The sequence below is a fragment of the Microvirga sp. GN3 genome (genome assembly GCF_055792825.1).
This window is the reverse complement of the sequence record NZ_JBVVAK010000209.1, coordinates 1-11409: the sequence shown is the minus strand read 5'-3', so window position 1 is coordinate 11409 and position 11409 is coordinate 1. Positions and strand designations below refer to the sequence as shown.

General features: G+C 63.9%; 13 protein-coding genes and 2 pseudogenes. 7 read left to right on the top strand and 8 right to left on the bottom strand.

The window, feature by feature from the left end; translation table 11 throughout:
• Positions 1–213: 213 nt before the first annotated feature.
• From ACS5Q1_RS43135 to ACS5Q1_RS43115, 5 genes are all read right to left on the bottom strand, one after another.
• On the bottom strand, positions 214–294 hold the full coding sequence (locus ACS5Q1_RS43135) for a DUF4113 domain-containing protein (protein ID WP_473103989.1): 81 nt from the start codon (positions 292–294) through the stop codon (positions 214–216).
• Between the two features lie 93 nt (positions 295–387).
• Positions 388–576, bottom strand: a complete 189-nt coding sequence (locus tag ACS5Q1_RS43130) for a hypothetical protein (protein WP_473103988.1) — start codon at positions 574–576, stop codon at positions 388–390.
• A gap of 202 nt (positions 577–778) precedes the next feature.
• The gene (locus ACS5Q1_RS43125; protein ID WP_473103987.1) at positions 779–1186 is read right to left on the bottom strand and encodes a DUF5602 domain-containing protein; all 408 of its coding nucleotides are present in this window, start codon (positions 1184–1186) and stop codon (positions 779–781) included.
• Between the two features lie 46 nt (positions 1187–1232).
• Complete coding sequence (locus ACS5Q1_RS43120; protein ID WP_473103986.1) at positions 1233–2396, bottom strand: TAXI family TRAP transporter solute-binding subunit; 1164 nt, start codon at positions 2394–2396, stop codon at positions 1233–1235.
• 461 nt (positions 2397–2857) lie between these two features.
• Positions 2858–5104, bottom strand: coding sequence for a PQQ-dependent sugar dehydrogenase family protein (locus tag ACS5Q1_RS43115; RefSeq protein ID WP_473103985.1), 2247 nt, complete (start codon positions 5102–5104; stop codon positions 2858–2860).
• Between the two features lie 170 nt (positions 5105–5274).
• Between ACS5Q1_RS43115 and ACS5Q1_RS43110 the strand changes: the two genes are divergently transcribed.
• Positions 5275–5733 carry a sigma-70 family RNA polymerase sigma factor gene (locus tag ACS5Q1_RS43110; protein WP_473103984.1) on the top strand — a complete coding sequence of 153 codons (459 nt, stop codon included), beginning with the start codon at positions 5275–5277 and terminating at the stop codon, positions 5731–5733.
• Between the two features lie 12 nt (positions 5734–5745).
• Positions 5746–5964, top strand: a pseudogene (locus ACS5Q1_RS43105) (RNA polymerase sigma factor); the annotation flags it as partial.
• Between the two features lie 60 nt (positions 5965–6024).
• Here ACS5Q1_RS43105 and ACS5Q1_RS43100 read toward each other — a convergent pair.
• The gene (locus ACS5Q1_RS43100; protein WP_473103983.1) at positions 6025–6174 is read right to left on the bottom strand and encodes a hypothetical protein; all 150 of its coding nucleotides are present in this window, start codon (positions 6172–6174) and stop codon (positions 6025–6027) included.
• Between ACS5Q1_RS43100 and ACS5Q1_RS43095 the strand changes: the two are divergent.
• Positions 6148–6525: pseudogene (locus ACS5Q1_RS43095) on the top strand (transposase); the annotation flags it as partial. The gene ACS5Q1_RS43100 and the pseudogene ACS5Q1_RS43095 sit on opposite strands and share 27 nt — an antisense overlap.
• 424 nt (positions 6526–6949) lie before the next feature.
• On the opposite strand, the gene ACS5Q1_RS43090 reads toward ACS5Q1_RS43095, so the two are convergent.
• Together ACS5Q1_RS43090 and ACS5Q1_RS43085 are read right to left on the bottom strand one after the other, a co-directional pair.
• Positions 6950–7360 (bottom strand): hypothetical protein, encoded by a 411-nt coding sequence (locus ACS5Q1_RS43090; protein WP_473103982.1) that lies wholly within the window; start codon positions 7358–7360, stop codon positions 6950–6952.
• Between the two features lie 99 nt (positions 7361–7459).
• A complete protein-coding gene (locus ACS5Q1_RS43085) occupies positions 7460–8149 on the bottom strand; it encodes a CBS domain-containing protein (RefSeq protein ID WP_473103981.1) in 690 nt (229 codons plus the stop codon).
• Positions 8150–8542: 393 nt separating this feature from the next.
• Here ACS5Q1_RS43085 and ACS5Q1_RS43080 point away from each other — a divergent pair, with 393 nt between their 5' ends.
• From ACS5Q1_RS43080 to ACS5Q1_RS43065, 4 genes are all read left to right on the top strand, one after another.
• Positions 8543–9463 (top strand): BON domain-containing protein, encoded by a 921-nt coding sequence (locus tag ACS5Q1_RS43080; RefSeq protein WP_473103980.1) that lies wholly within the window; start codon positions 8543–8545, stop codon positions 9461–9463.
• A gap of 135 nt (positions 9464–9598) precedes the next feature.
• Positions 9599–10276, top strand: a complete 678-nt coding sequence (locus tag ACS5Q1_RS43075; RefSeq protein WP_473103979.1) for a phosphoribosyltransferase — start codon at positions 9599–9601, stop codon at positions 10274–10276.
• Complete coding sequence (locus ACS5Q1_RS43070; RefSeq protein ID WP_473103978.1) at positions 10273–10767, top strand: YciE/YciF ferroxidase family protein; 495 nt, start codon at positions 10273–10275, stop codon at positions 10765–10767. Before ACS5Q1_RS43075 ends, ACS5Q1_RS43070 begins: the two co-directional genes overlap by 4 nt.
• A gap of 17 nt (positions 10768–10784) precedes the next feature.
• Positions 10785–11246 carry a YbhB/YbcL family Raf kinase inhibitor-like protein gene (locus tag ACS5Q1_RS43065; RefSeq protein WP_473103977.1) on the top strand — a complete coding sequence of 154 codons (462 nt, stop codon included), beginning with the start codon at positions 10785–10787 and terminating at the stop codon, positions 11244–11246.
• Positions 11247–11409 lie beyond the last annotated feature (163 nt).

Below are 11409 nucleotides of genomic sequence, written 5' to 3'. Positions count from 1 at the left end.
GAGATGCTCGATCTGAATGCGGATGACCGTGGTGGTAACCGGATGCGTGAGCCTTGATCCTCACGGCTTCGGGTAGGTTGGAAGAAGCCGCCAAGCAGTCGGAGAGGTCTCGGCCTGTCCTGCCGCAGCGGTCTCACTGAGACCGAAGCATCTGTCAGCGGGTTTCGAGCAGTGCCAGCCGAGGACGTGGTGCCTGCCTTGGGCTGAAATGCCCTAAAGACAAGGCACCTCGTCGAGGCAGGTCGTGTAGCGGGGCGAGCGTTGCTCGAACCTGGTCGCCCATGGCCTCTTGATGCCTGCGGCTGTCAGGTGACAGTGCCGCGACCGAAGCGACTGTTGGCGGCATCCATCTCGGCCATGGCGGGGTCGCAGGCTGACTTCATGGTGCTAATCCTCAGGCAGGGCGCTAATCCCGTCCTCAGGGTAGAACGGCTGGATATGCAGCGTGTAGCGCTCGCCGACCTGCAGATCGACATCGTGGGCGTCGATATTGTTGAGGATCAGGGTGATCTCCTGCCCACCTTCGGCTCCGGTTCCCTCGAACTCGGCTTCGGTGCGGTGCTCGCCCTGAACCATGCGAACAAGCCACGCTAAGCGAGATTGATTGTAAAACAGCGTCAAATGAGATGCTGCCGGACTAAAATTCATCCTTTGTCCAAGTTACCGAGGTTTGTTGCACAAACCTTGCGCGCTCCCCTTATAGAAGCACTATTGACGGGCTTGGCGCTGCTGACCCTCAGTGAAACTTCCTCCATCCCCGAACTATGAACGTGGCATTCTACTTCGCGACTCGTGCCTCACCGCGCTTGTTCACATGCCAGATCACGACATGGTAGTGGGGCGTCTCCACGCCGGGATGGCCCTCGTTGAAATAGATTGATACATGGTCGTTCCGGCCTGCGAAGCCGGCCAGATCGAATTTCTTCCGGTTTCCGATATCCTCGACCGGGATCATATAGATGGTGCTCACCCGCCGTCCTCGCCGGTCATAGGCAAGGAAGGGGCCGGCCGGCAGCGTCTCGGGCCGGACGTAGAGAACGCCCAGCCCAGGCAGGAAGCGCGGGATCTTCACGAGATCGCTGACCCTCTTAAAGCCGCGGGGCGGGGGGCCTAGAGGGGTCTGCGCCTCAACCGCCGAAGCCGTCACGATCGCCAACAGGCTTGCCGCGGCTATCTGCTTCTTCATGGCCATCATCCCTCAGCCTCGGGGTGCCCGTACAACAGGGGCGTCTTCAGCGTTTTCCGCGCTGTTCGCGCCATTGCAGAAACTCTTCAAACAGACGCTCCGTTTCGCTGTTTCTCCCTTCCGACGCTGCCCTTCCAGGCGTGTCGGATCGCGGTACCGATCCTGTGGAAGCGGCACCTGCCTGTCGCGCCTGCCACGTCTGAAGCCAGCGCTCGGCGGGCCTGAACCGCCTCCAGTCCGGCAGGACAGCCGCGATGTTGACCTCCTGCCACCTGGGATGTCGCCGAGCAGCTTGGAATTCGGAGAGGCGGGAGAAGAAGGCCTCGACGAAATTGCCGAGCAGCTGGTAGCGGCCGCTCTTCTCCGGCCAGTTATAGGCAATCAGGACCGTCCCTACCGCGATGGTCTCGACTCTCTCGCCCGCTGGAATGAGTCTCGGATAGTCCTCGTGCTGCAGTGCGGCTGGCAGATAGAGCGTGGCCTGGGCCGGGAACGGAATTTGAACAAGACGAAATCCACCGTCGCGCGTGAGGCGCTCCACAACCGCGGCCGGCTTCGAGGCCAGGACAGCGGTTGCAGCGATCCTGCCCTGCCGCATCTCTTCGATGGCCTCGTCCAATCCCAGGTGGACTTCCGAAACCGCAACACCGAGCGTCCTGAAGAGATCGCGTGCGATGCCCTCGACGCTGCCGCCATAATCTCCGAAATTGACGGGTTTGGCGGCCAGATCCGAGACCTGCCGGATGTCCTCCCGCGCGATCAGGTGAAGCTCTTCGTTGAACAGCTTGGTGATGTAGACCAGCTTGCTTTTGAGATCTCCGAGCTCCTTGCTCGCCTGCAAGCGCGTGAGCAGGTGTTCCTGTGTGATCGTCATGTCGACGCCAGGAAGCGCGAGTACATCCTGGATGTCGTGGAGCCCGCCGCGGCCAACGATCGGAAGCACGCGCAAGGCCAGCTCTCCCTTCGGGCCCGTCTCCTGGCCGCTTGCGAGGACTCTCGCGATCTCATTGACCAGCGGCAGGGTGCCGCCTTCAGGGCTTCCTGCAACAATCCCGATTGTGTTCGGGTCCCGGGCTGGTGCGGCCTGTTTGACGGGTGGTGTCGAGGCTGGAGGTTGCGCCAGAACCGGCGATGGGATCAGCTCCGCTAAAAAGAGAAGCGTGGCAGCCACTCCGATCCCCCAGAATTGGGATAGACGATCAGGAACCATGGTGGCCTCCTGGTGTGGTGCCTCCAACCTGTATGGTTTTTGGGGATAATTTGGGGCGTGAGAACCAGAACAAGAGCACACGAGCCCATCAGGTGGCTAAACACGGGTTGGCGAGACAAAAGGGCTTCGGTTGCCGTTCACCAGCAGACCGAATTTTTATTTTGGAGTGCTGCCGCGCAAGCAAGCAATGTAGCCCTGCCGGTGCTGGGCCCCCTAGGCCTCCCTGGATGCAGCAGGCGGAGTGTCGGCAGAGGCCAAGTGGAAAGTGATCGCCGGAACAGGACGGTGAGGTGATGCCGCCAGCGACGCCGCTGATCCGGTGATCGGCAAACCTGTGAACGTCGTTAGTCCCTTCGCTTGGCGGAGCCATTATCCGGGACGATGCCTCCTCGGACTTAGCCGCCACCGCATGCTTCCGGCGTGAGGTGGCGGCTAGGCGCCCGAGAGGAAAACGCGGCGCCTCACGCCAGCAGCCAGTCGTCCAGCGAGCCAATCGGCAACGGCAACAACACGCCGTTGGCGACACCCAGTTCCGGGATGTAGCCGCCCGAGCCATTCACCTCGAAGTCCGTGCCTGCACCTGCGCCCGGCTCCAGCTCCAGGCCATGGATCTGGAACAGGCGGCCGACAAGCCGATCCTGGAGTTCCTCGAAGATGAAGGCGTCGTCAGCCTCGTTGAGATTGAAATCGTAGGTCTGGATGAAGGACAGGTTGCCGTTCACATCCGCGCGCGGGAAATCCTCGGACACCGCCTCCCGCGACACCTCGCCGGATGCCGTGGCGGCCAGCAGTCCCGGACCGTAGACCGGCCCGGCCTCCGAACCCTCGACAAAGCCGTCGAGATCCTGATCGAGTGCGATCGTCGGGATCAGCGATGGAGTATCGTCCTCGAAGCCGTGGATGTGCTGCGGATGCACCTCATTCGGCGTCAGTCCGCTCGCCCGGACGGCAATGGTCACATCCCCTTCCTCCTCATCGAAGTGGACGAGCGCGGCACCCAGAACGCCAGAATCATTCGCGGGCGTGAGCAGGGCGACAAAAGTGTCGGTTTGCTCGGCCGCCTCCAGGACCGCCTGCGACTCCGGGGCCGCCGGGCCGGTCCCCTCCGGGTTAAGCTGGTAAGGTCGCAACAGATCGAGCCCTTCCCCGACCAGGAACGTGAAGGCCTTGGCGAGAAGATCGGCCTTATCATCGTCAGGCGGCTCGGGCGTGGTCGGGGTGACGGTCCACACCTTTCCGGTGTTGGCTTGCGCCAGATCGAGCCCCGGCTCGTACACTCCGAAGTCCACGATGAACATGGTGCCATCCTGGAATTTTACGTCGATCGGCTTGTTGAAGCCGGTGGGCTCGAAAATCTCCTCGGGCGTGTCGCCTGTGTTGACGATGAAGTCGCTCACCTGCCCGGCGTCTGGATCGACCTGGACCACCTTATAGCCGACAAAGGCCTGCGCCCCGGTCACCGGCACGAAGGAACCCGTTTCCGCGACGAAGAGATTGCCCTCCGCACCAAAGTGAGCATTGGGCGAGAAGTCGAACTTGTTGGCCGACGAGTGGAGCTCAAACTGCGCCACCGCGGGTTCGACCTCGAGGCTGTTGCGGAAGTCCTCGTCCAGAACGAAACCCGGAGGGGGGATCGGCAGCTCGCCTTGCGCGAAGAGAGGATCGGTGACGGGCAGCACGGAGCCGTCTTTGGGATCATGGAAGAAATCCGGCCAGCCGAAAAACTCCGCTGTCCCGCCTGTCGTGAGGGTGAACAGGTCGTCGAAGTCGTTGGCGATCGGGCGCGACTCCACGACCCGCAGTTCGCCATCCAGCCGCGCCGATCGGATATCGGCCCCATTGTCGGTCGCGAACAGGTTGTCGGGATTGCTCGGGTCGAAGCCGATGCCAAAGGGATTGCGCAAGCCCCACGCCTCAAGCGTCAAGGTGGCGGTGGGGTCGTCAGCAGTGGGGTCGAACGAATAGATGGCGCCGTTGCCGGCAATCATGCCCTCCTGTGGCGTGTCCGGGGTGGCCGCTGGCACGACGGTGCCAGGCGCGATCGGCCCCGAGCCAAACGGCCTGAACGGGGCCGTGACCTGGTTCTCGGGATTGAGCCCGGGTACGGCAACAGGGGCATGGAATTCCGTGCCGTTCAGCACGACATCGTGGGCCGGGAAGTCATGAAAGTCGGGGAACTGCGTCAGCCAGCCGGTGACGAGTTCGTTGTCCGGTCCGACAACGCTCGAGTTGGTCGCGGTGCCTTGCGCAAAGTACGCACGGCCTGACTCATCGAACAGGATCTCCTCGGCATAGTGATCGCCGCTGGAATGCAGGTTGGTCAGCACGGTGGTGAAGGTGCCGGCCGGATCCGCCGGATCGAACTTTGAGATCGCACCGACCAGCCAGCCATTGGCGCCAGTCTGCCGGTGCGTGAGCCAGACCTCACCGTCATGGAAGGTGACATCGGTGATGGGGCCGGCCAGAACCCCTTCGGGAAGCTGGTCGCCCGCGAGCACGGGGGTCACCTGCCCGCCCGGATTGAGCTGCACGATCCGGGGGAGTGTGCCGGGAAGGGCTCCGGACTCACTGACCCAGACCTGCTCTTGGTCCTCTGAAAAAGCGATGGCGGTCGGAAAATTCAACCCGGTGGCGAGAGGCTTCAGGGAAAAGCCATCGGGGACGATTACGCTATCAGCATTGGAATGGTTTTGGTTGTTATTGGGCATGACTGCCTCCTCTGTGAGAAGAGACAGCCACGGCATCACCGTAGTAGGGCCAGACGGTGTCAGCCTGGCCGCGACAGCACGCTGTGCCTGTGGGGCAAAATAGTCGGAAACCTCTCGGTCCGTGCCCCTGTCTAATGGGCATGCCTGAGCAATCCGCATCCGAGTTGGCATTGTCCCGGCTTGTCGATGCCGAACTCGTGCGCCTCGCGTGCGAGGGAAGTGCGTCTGCGCGGCGCCTGATCGTGCGCCGCCACAACCAACGGCTCTATCGTGTCGCACGGGCGATCGTCCGGGACGACATTGAGGCCGAGGACGTGATGCAGGAGGCCTATCTGAGCGCGTTCCGACGTCTCGCGCAATTCCGTGCGGATGCGAGTCTTGCGACCTGGCTGACGCGCATTGTCGTGAACAAGGCAGTGGACCGTCGCCAACGAGCCAATATCCTGCTGCCCTTGGATGCCCTCGACAAAATCGGGCGGCCGGACGTTGCTGTCATGCCGCATCTCGCGGCCGAGGTCGATCCGGAGATGACCGCAGCCCGGAGCCAAATCCGACACCTGCTGGAGCGTGCGATCGACACCCTGCCCGAGCCGTTCCGCGTGGTGTTCGTGATGCGCATGGTCGAGTAGCTCGACACCAAGGAGACGGCGTCCGTGCTCGGCCTTCGCGAAGAGACGGTGAAGACGCGGCTCCATCGCGCCAAAGCACTCATGCGCGAGCAGCTTCAAGCAACGCTGGCCTCGGCCCTGACCGACACCTTTCCCTTCCAGGACCCCCGCTGCGCCGCCTTCACCGACGCGCTGCTGGCTCGGTTTCCCGCGGGGGGCGAACCGGCTGGCCGATCAGGTCAGCATTGCTGAAGCAACTTCCGGTTCTAAACGAGGGAGATGTGCCTGTTCGCCAGCTGTGAGGCAGTCTCATCACACGCGGCCTCGTTTTTGTTCGTAGTCCCGGAACGCCTTGACCGGGCCAGCGAGGACTTCTGCCGCGGTCTCGAACATGGCCTTGAGCTGCGGCTCGTCCGCTTTGTCGATGTCTGAGCGTCTCTGGGCAGTGCCTTTGCAGCCCATGATACTATCCACCATAAGGCTCGCGAGTATGCCCGCGGGCCGGTGCACGTCAACTCAGAAGGCTTCAACGATCGCATCTGCCGCACCATTTCGGGTGTGTTTCACCACATCAGCCCACAGCTGGCCGACCTTTACTTCAACGAGATCGGCTTTCGCTGGTCGCAGCGGGTCGTCACAGGCCAGGCCCCGCGCCGCAACCGCAGGGGACGGCCGGTGACCAAGATCCTGTGGGCGCGAATACCGCCTGCCCTGCAGCTCCCAGCGGTGTTTCGCGCCGCGGTAGGACGTGAAATGCGCCGAACGAAGGCTGGCGGGATCGACCTTCTCTCGAAAGTTGCTGTCTTTGGTTGATAATGCCGGCGCTCAATCAGGAGCAGATCTTGCGCTATCTCCTAACAAGACCTGCTCTGCTCGCCGCGCGGAGGCCACCGCGTACGGTCAGACGATCCTTGCTCCAACCGCCTGAGCATTGTGGATCAGGCTTTGCACGCGCCGGTGCCGTGCGGATTGCCAGAACACCGCTGCCACGCATGGGCATCCATGATCTTCCAAGAAGGACGCCAGGAGGGCGAGTTCCTCGGACATGCAAGCCTCTTCCGATGCCGCCTTCGCCAGAGAGGCAGCGTGTTCACGGGTGGTCAGGTGCGATCCGCATCCGTCGGGCATCGGCAGTCTCTGATTGTAAGGGATGACTGGCCCCAGGGGGATCCGCCCCAACCGATTACAATACGTCATTCAATGTCTTTGATATGGCGTCGGCGACGCGCTGGTGTTGTTAATCGCCATCGGACCTCGTTCTGGAGGGCTTGGCCTTCAAGTCCAGGGTTTTCGGGCTCTCAGGCTCTTCGGAGCTGGTCAGCGAGGCCGGCAGGATCGTCTTGGTGGCATTGGTGATCACGCCGGCGGCCGCATTGGCGGTTTCCTGCACCAAGTCTCGTGCGGCCGAGCCCGCTTCCGCACCAGCCCCGAGAGCGGCCTCGCCGGTCTCAGCGACCTGCCGCATGCTCGGGCGCTCCTTCACCAGGGCCGCGGCGGCGGCTCCTGCGGCGGCGATCAGCACATCGGCCAGGATCTCCCGCGTCTGCGGGTCGGCCAGAAGCGGATCGAGCCACCCGGACTTGCGCAGGGCCTTCGGCACCTTCACGCCGGCAATCGTCTTTGGGACCTTGGTTTTGCTCTTCGCCATTGCAGACCTCTTCGCGGTTGGCCCCGGAATCGGGCCGCTCAGAATATCCCAATCTTGGTGAGCGGCGCCCACTCGATGCAACCGGAAGCCTCGTATCCCTCACTTCCCTGCCGGCCTGTTGACCGCCATGCGCCTTTGGCGAGCCCAACGACCTGGCGCGGTTCCTGGCGCGGTTCTTGCTTGCCGGTCCCTGGGGCGTAGAAGGCCCAAGCCACCGATGCCCAGGAGCTCATCATGCCGACAGACAAACGAAGGACCAGAGCCGCGCCGCTGATCCGATGCCACCCGCTCACCGCCTCCCGGCTCGGGGCCGTGCCGCTGCGGCAGCCTGCGGATGCCCAGAAACTGGGCTCCGCGTGCATTCCGATCAGAGGCCATGACGGAAGCTGCTGGGCCTGGCCGATTGAACCTGGGTTTCTGGCCGCCATTGAACGGCGATGAGCCCGGATGACGCCCTGCCGTCACCGGGTCAGGTTCGTTCTCCACCGGTCTGAGAGTGCGATCCGCTTGGCTCGGGGATGCCGACCAGGCGCTTATCCCGGTTGACGATGGGCAGGCGCCGGACCTGGGGCGGCGGACTTGGTTCCCGACCATGTTGCGGGCTACGTCCCGGGTGTCATCCTCGAAGCAGTACTTGACCTCGGCCATCATCACCCCGCGGCGCACCGGCGTCTGTGGACCCTTGCCCTCCGCGACCGCCCGCACGGCGATGTCACGGTCCATGACCATGCCGACGGGCCGGTCGCCGTCGCCGACCGGGAGAATGCCGGCGTCAACATCCGCCATCATTCTGGCGGTCTCTTAAATGGACTGGTCCGGGGTGGCGATCTGGATATCCCGCGTCATCACTTCACTCACGCGCATCGCTGACCTCCTAGCCGAGCCTGTGACCGCCCCCACAGATGCGCGGCCCGAAAACGCGAGCGGCGAAGCTTCTGCACAAATCATGTGCATCTGCGGCTCCTGGTGCGTGCAGCAATTGTACGGATGCACTCAACGGCGATCCAGCGCCCCAGAGGCGGCCCGCAGTTCGTTTCAGGCCCCTCATGTCTCGGCGTGAACCACGAAGCGGCGAGCCTGTCGCTTTGCTCGGAACGGTCATTCTCCGGGCGGCATTGACTTGGTGGCTGTCACCTCCGATGGCCCATCTGCGGTGCGCAGCCACAACCAGGGAGCTGTGTCATGGCAAACAATGATCGTTGGAGGAATGCCCCGGAGCGGTATCGCTACCGCGACGACGACCGTGACCGGTGGCGTGACGAAGGAAGCCGCGAAGGCTTTGGCCGGGAAAACCGTGGCAGTGACTGGGGTTCCCGCGGTGGCGGTGGCGATTGGGGCTCTCGCGGCGACTGGATGGGCGACTTGGGCCGTGAGGATCAAGGCGGAGGCGGCTACGGGGCCGAGAGATACGGGGAAGCCTACCGCGGCGGGCGCGATTTCGGTCGTGGCGCTGGTGACTATGGCCGCGGCTCGGATTGGGGCCGCGGATCAGCTCGCGACTATGGCGGCAGAGGCTCGCAGCGGGAGTTCGGTGGCAATGACTACTCCCGTGGCTTCTATGGCGCCGACCAGGGCTATGGCGGCCGCCAGGACCGGGACTATGGCCAGCGCGGCGAGCGCGGGTTCTGGGAACGCGCGGGCGATGAGGTCTCGTCGTGGTTCGGCGATGAGGATGCCGAGCGGCGGCGGCGCATGGACGAGCAGCGCGGCGGCATGCATCGCGGCCGGGGTCCGAAAGGCTATACCCGCTCGGACGACCGGATCCGCGAGGACATGAACGATCGTCTCAGCGACGATCCCTTCGTCGATGCCACCGAAATCGAGGTGATCGTGTCGTCCTGCGAGGTGACGCTCTCGGGCACGGTCGACAGCCGCGAGGCCAAGCGGCGCGCCGAGGACATTGCGGAGCAGGTCTCGGGCGTCCGGCACGTGCAGAACAACCTGCGGGTTCAGCAGCAGACAGCCGGCATGACAGGCACCATCGGCACGAGTGGCATGAGTGGGACCACAACAGGTGGAACCACAATGGGCTCGATAGGAAGCACAACGGCCAGTGCGGGAACGACCGGCGTGAGTGGCCGCAAGGCCGGCACGACCGCGTGATCATCCAGCCGGAGAGGCCTCTTCGTCACTGGTTGGGCGCCTCTCCGGCAATGGTCGCGGTGTTTGTCTGACCAGAGCGGAGCCTCTATGGCCCGCGACTGGTCCGTTCGGCACCTGCGCCAAGGAGGCTGAACCATGCAGCCCGATGACCTGAGCTTCCGGGACCGGGCCGAGGCCGGGCGGCAGCTCGCCCAGCGGCTGATAACCTATGCCGCAGAGAGGCCGGTCGTCCTGGCGCTTCCCCGCGGCGGTGTGCCGGTGGCCTTTGAGGTCGCTCGGGCTCTGCGGGCGCCGCTCGACCTTATCTTCGTGCGCAAGATTGGGGCGCCTGGGCATGCCGAGTTCGGCTTGGGCGCAGTGGTGAACGGGACCCATCCGCAGGTTGTGCTCAACGAGGACGCCCTCAACCATCTCAACGTACCGCCGGGCTACATCGAGGAGGAAACCCAGCGGCAACTCCAAGAGATCGAACGGCGGCGCGAGCACTACCTCGCGGGCCGGCGGCCAGTCGACGTGGAAGGCCGCGTCGCCATCGTGGTGGATGACGGCATCGCCACGGGCAGCACCGTGCGGGCAGCCTTGAAAGGCCTGTCCCGCGCTCGGCCGGCCCGTCTCATCCTGGCCGTGCCGGTCGCGCCAAGAGACACCATCGAGCGGCTCAGAACAGAGGCGGACGAGGTGATCTGCCTGATGACGCCGGAGCCGTTCTACGCCGTCGGCGAACACTACGATGACTTCCGCCAGACTTCGGACCGGGAGGTGACCACGCTTCTGGACGAGGCCCAGCGTTGGAACAGGGAGGATGCGCCATGACCGTCACCAGTCTTCGTGACCTGTACATGGCCGAGCTCCAGGAAATCCGCAGCGTCGAGGAGCAGCTCGTTGAAACCCTGCCGAAGATGGCCGATGTGGCCGGCCATCCGGAACTCAAGCAGGGGATCCAAACCCACCTGGAGGAAACCCGCGCCCAGCAATCCCGCGTGGAGGAGATCCTGCGCCGGCACAAGGCCGAGCCGCGCGAGCACATCGACCAGGCCATGCAGGCGATGCTCCAAGAAGCTGAGAAATGGGCCAACATGGTCCAGGACCGTGATCTGCGCGATGCCGGCCTGATTGCCTCGGCGCAGCGGGTCGAGCACTACGAGATCGCGGTGTATGGCTCGCTTGCCGCCTGGGCCAAGCAGCTCGGATTGGACGAGGATCTGCAGGCGCTGCTGGCCATTCTGGAGGAGGAGAAGCGCACGGACGAGCGGCTGAGCCTGCTCGCCAAGCGCATGATCAACCCGGACGCGGCCGCAACCTGACGCGGGAGGAGGGAGCCATGCCATTCAGCATCACCAGTCCGGCCTTTCGGGACGGCGAGGTCATCCCAACTCGGCACACCCGTGACGGCGAGAATCTGTCGCCGCCGCTGGCGTGGCGAGATGCTCCGCCCGAAACCAAGAGCTTCGTGCTGATTGTCGAGGACCCCGACGCGCCGTCAGGCACGTTCCGGCACTGGGCGTTGTACAACATCCCGGCCGGCGAAGCCGGCCTGCCGGAGGGAGCGTCCGGGCACGGACGCGGCGGGGCAGGGGAGGGTGTGAACGGGTTCCGGAACGCCCGCTATGACGGCCCCCAGCCGCCGAAGGGGCATGGGCCGCATCACTACCATTTCCGGTTGGCCGCCCTTGATGTGCCGCGGCTCGACATGCCGGCGTCGGCGAAGGCCGAGGACATCTGGACCAAGGCGCAGCCTCACATCATTGCCGAGGCAGAGGTGGTCGGCGTGTATCAGCGGTAAGACTGATGAGGAGCTAGGTTGTTAAGCAGGTCATGGGGGGACTGCGTAAGCTTGTCACAGCCTGGCAGGTTGATGCCGCAGTGATCGGACGACATGTTTTCTTTATGGCTGGCGCTGAATTTAGACCACCCAATCCTATTGTTCTCGGCGATGCGGTCCGAGA

Coding starts and splice junctions, on each gene's coding strand:
- ACS5Q1_RS43130 (WP_473103988.1), bottom strand. CDS start 576: ATGGTTCAGGGCGAGCACCGCACCGAAGCCGAGTTCGAGGGAACCGGA.
- ACS5Q1_RS43125 (WP_473103987.1), bottom strand. CDS start 1,186: ATGAAGAAGCAGATAGCCGCGGCAAGCCTGTTGGCGATCGTGACGGCT.
- ACS5Q1_RS43120 (WP_473103986.1), bottom strand. CDS start 2,396: ATGGTTCCTGATCGTCTATCCCAATTCTGGGGGATCGGAGTGGCTGCC.
- ACS5Q1_RS43115 (WP_473103985.1), bottom strand. CDS start 5,104: ATGCCCAATAACAACCAAAACCATTCCAATGCTGATAGCGTAATCGTC.
- ACS5Q1_RS43100 (WP_473103983.1), bottom strand. CDS start 6,174: ATGGGCTGCAAAGGCACTGCCCAGAGACGCTCAGACATCGACAAAGCG.
- ACS5Q1_RS43090 (WP_473103982.1), bottom strand. CDS start 7,360: ATGGCGAAGAGCAAAACCAAGGTCCCAAAGACGATTGCCGGCGTGAAG.
- ACS5Q1_RS43085 (WP_473103981.1), bottom strand. CDS start 8,149: ATGATGGCGGATGTTGACGCCGGCATTCTCCCGGTCGGCGACGGCGAC.
- ACS5Q1_RS43080 (WP_473103980.1), top strand. CDS start 8,543: ATGGCAAACAATGATCGTTGGAGGAATGCCCCGGAGCGGTATCGCTAC.
- ACS5Q1_RS43075 (WP_473103979.1), top strand. CDS start 9,599: ATGCAGCCCGATGACCTGAGCTTCCGGGACCGGGCCGAGGCCGGGCGG.
- ACS5Q1_RS43070 (WP_473103978.1), top strand. CDS start 10,273: ATGACCGTCACCAGTCTTCGTGACCTGTACATGGCCGAGCTCCAGGAA.
- ACS5Q1_RS43065 (WP_473103977.1), top strand. CDS start 10,785: ATGCCATTCAGCATCACCAGTCCGGCCTTTCGGGACGGCGAGGTCATC.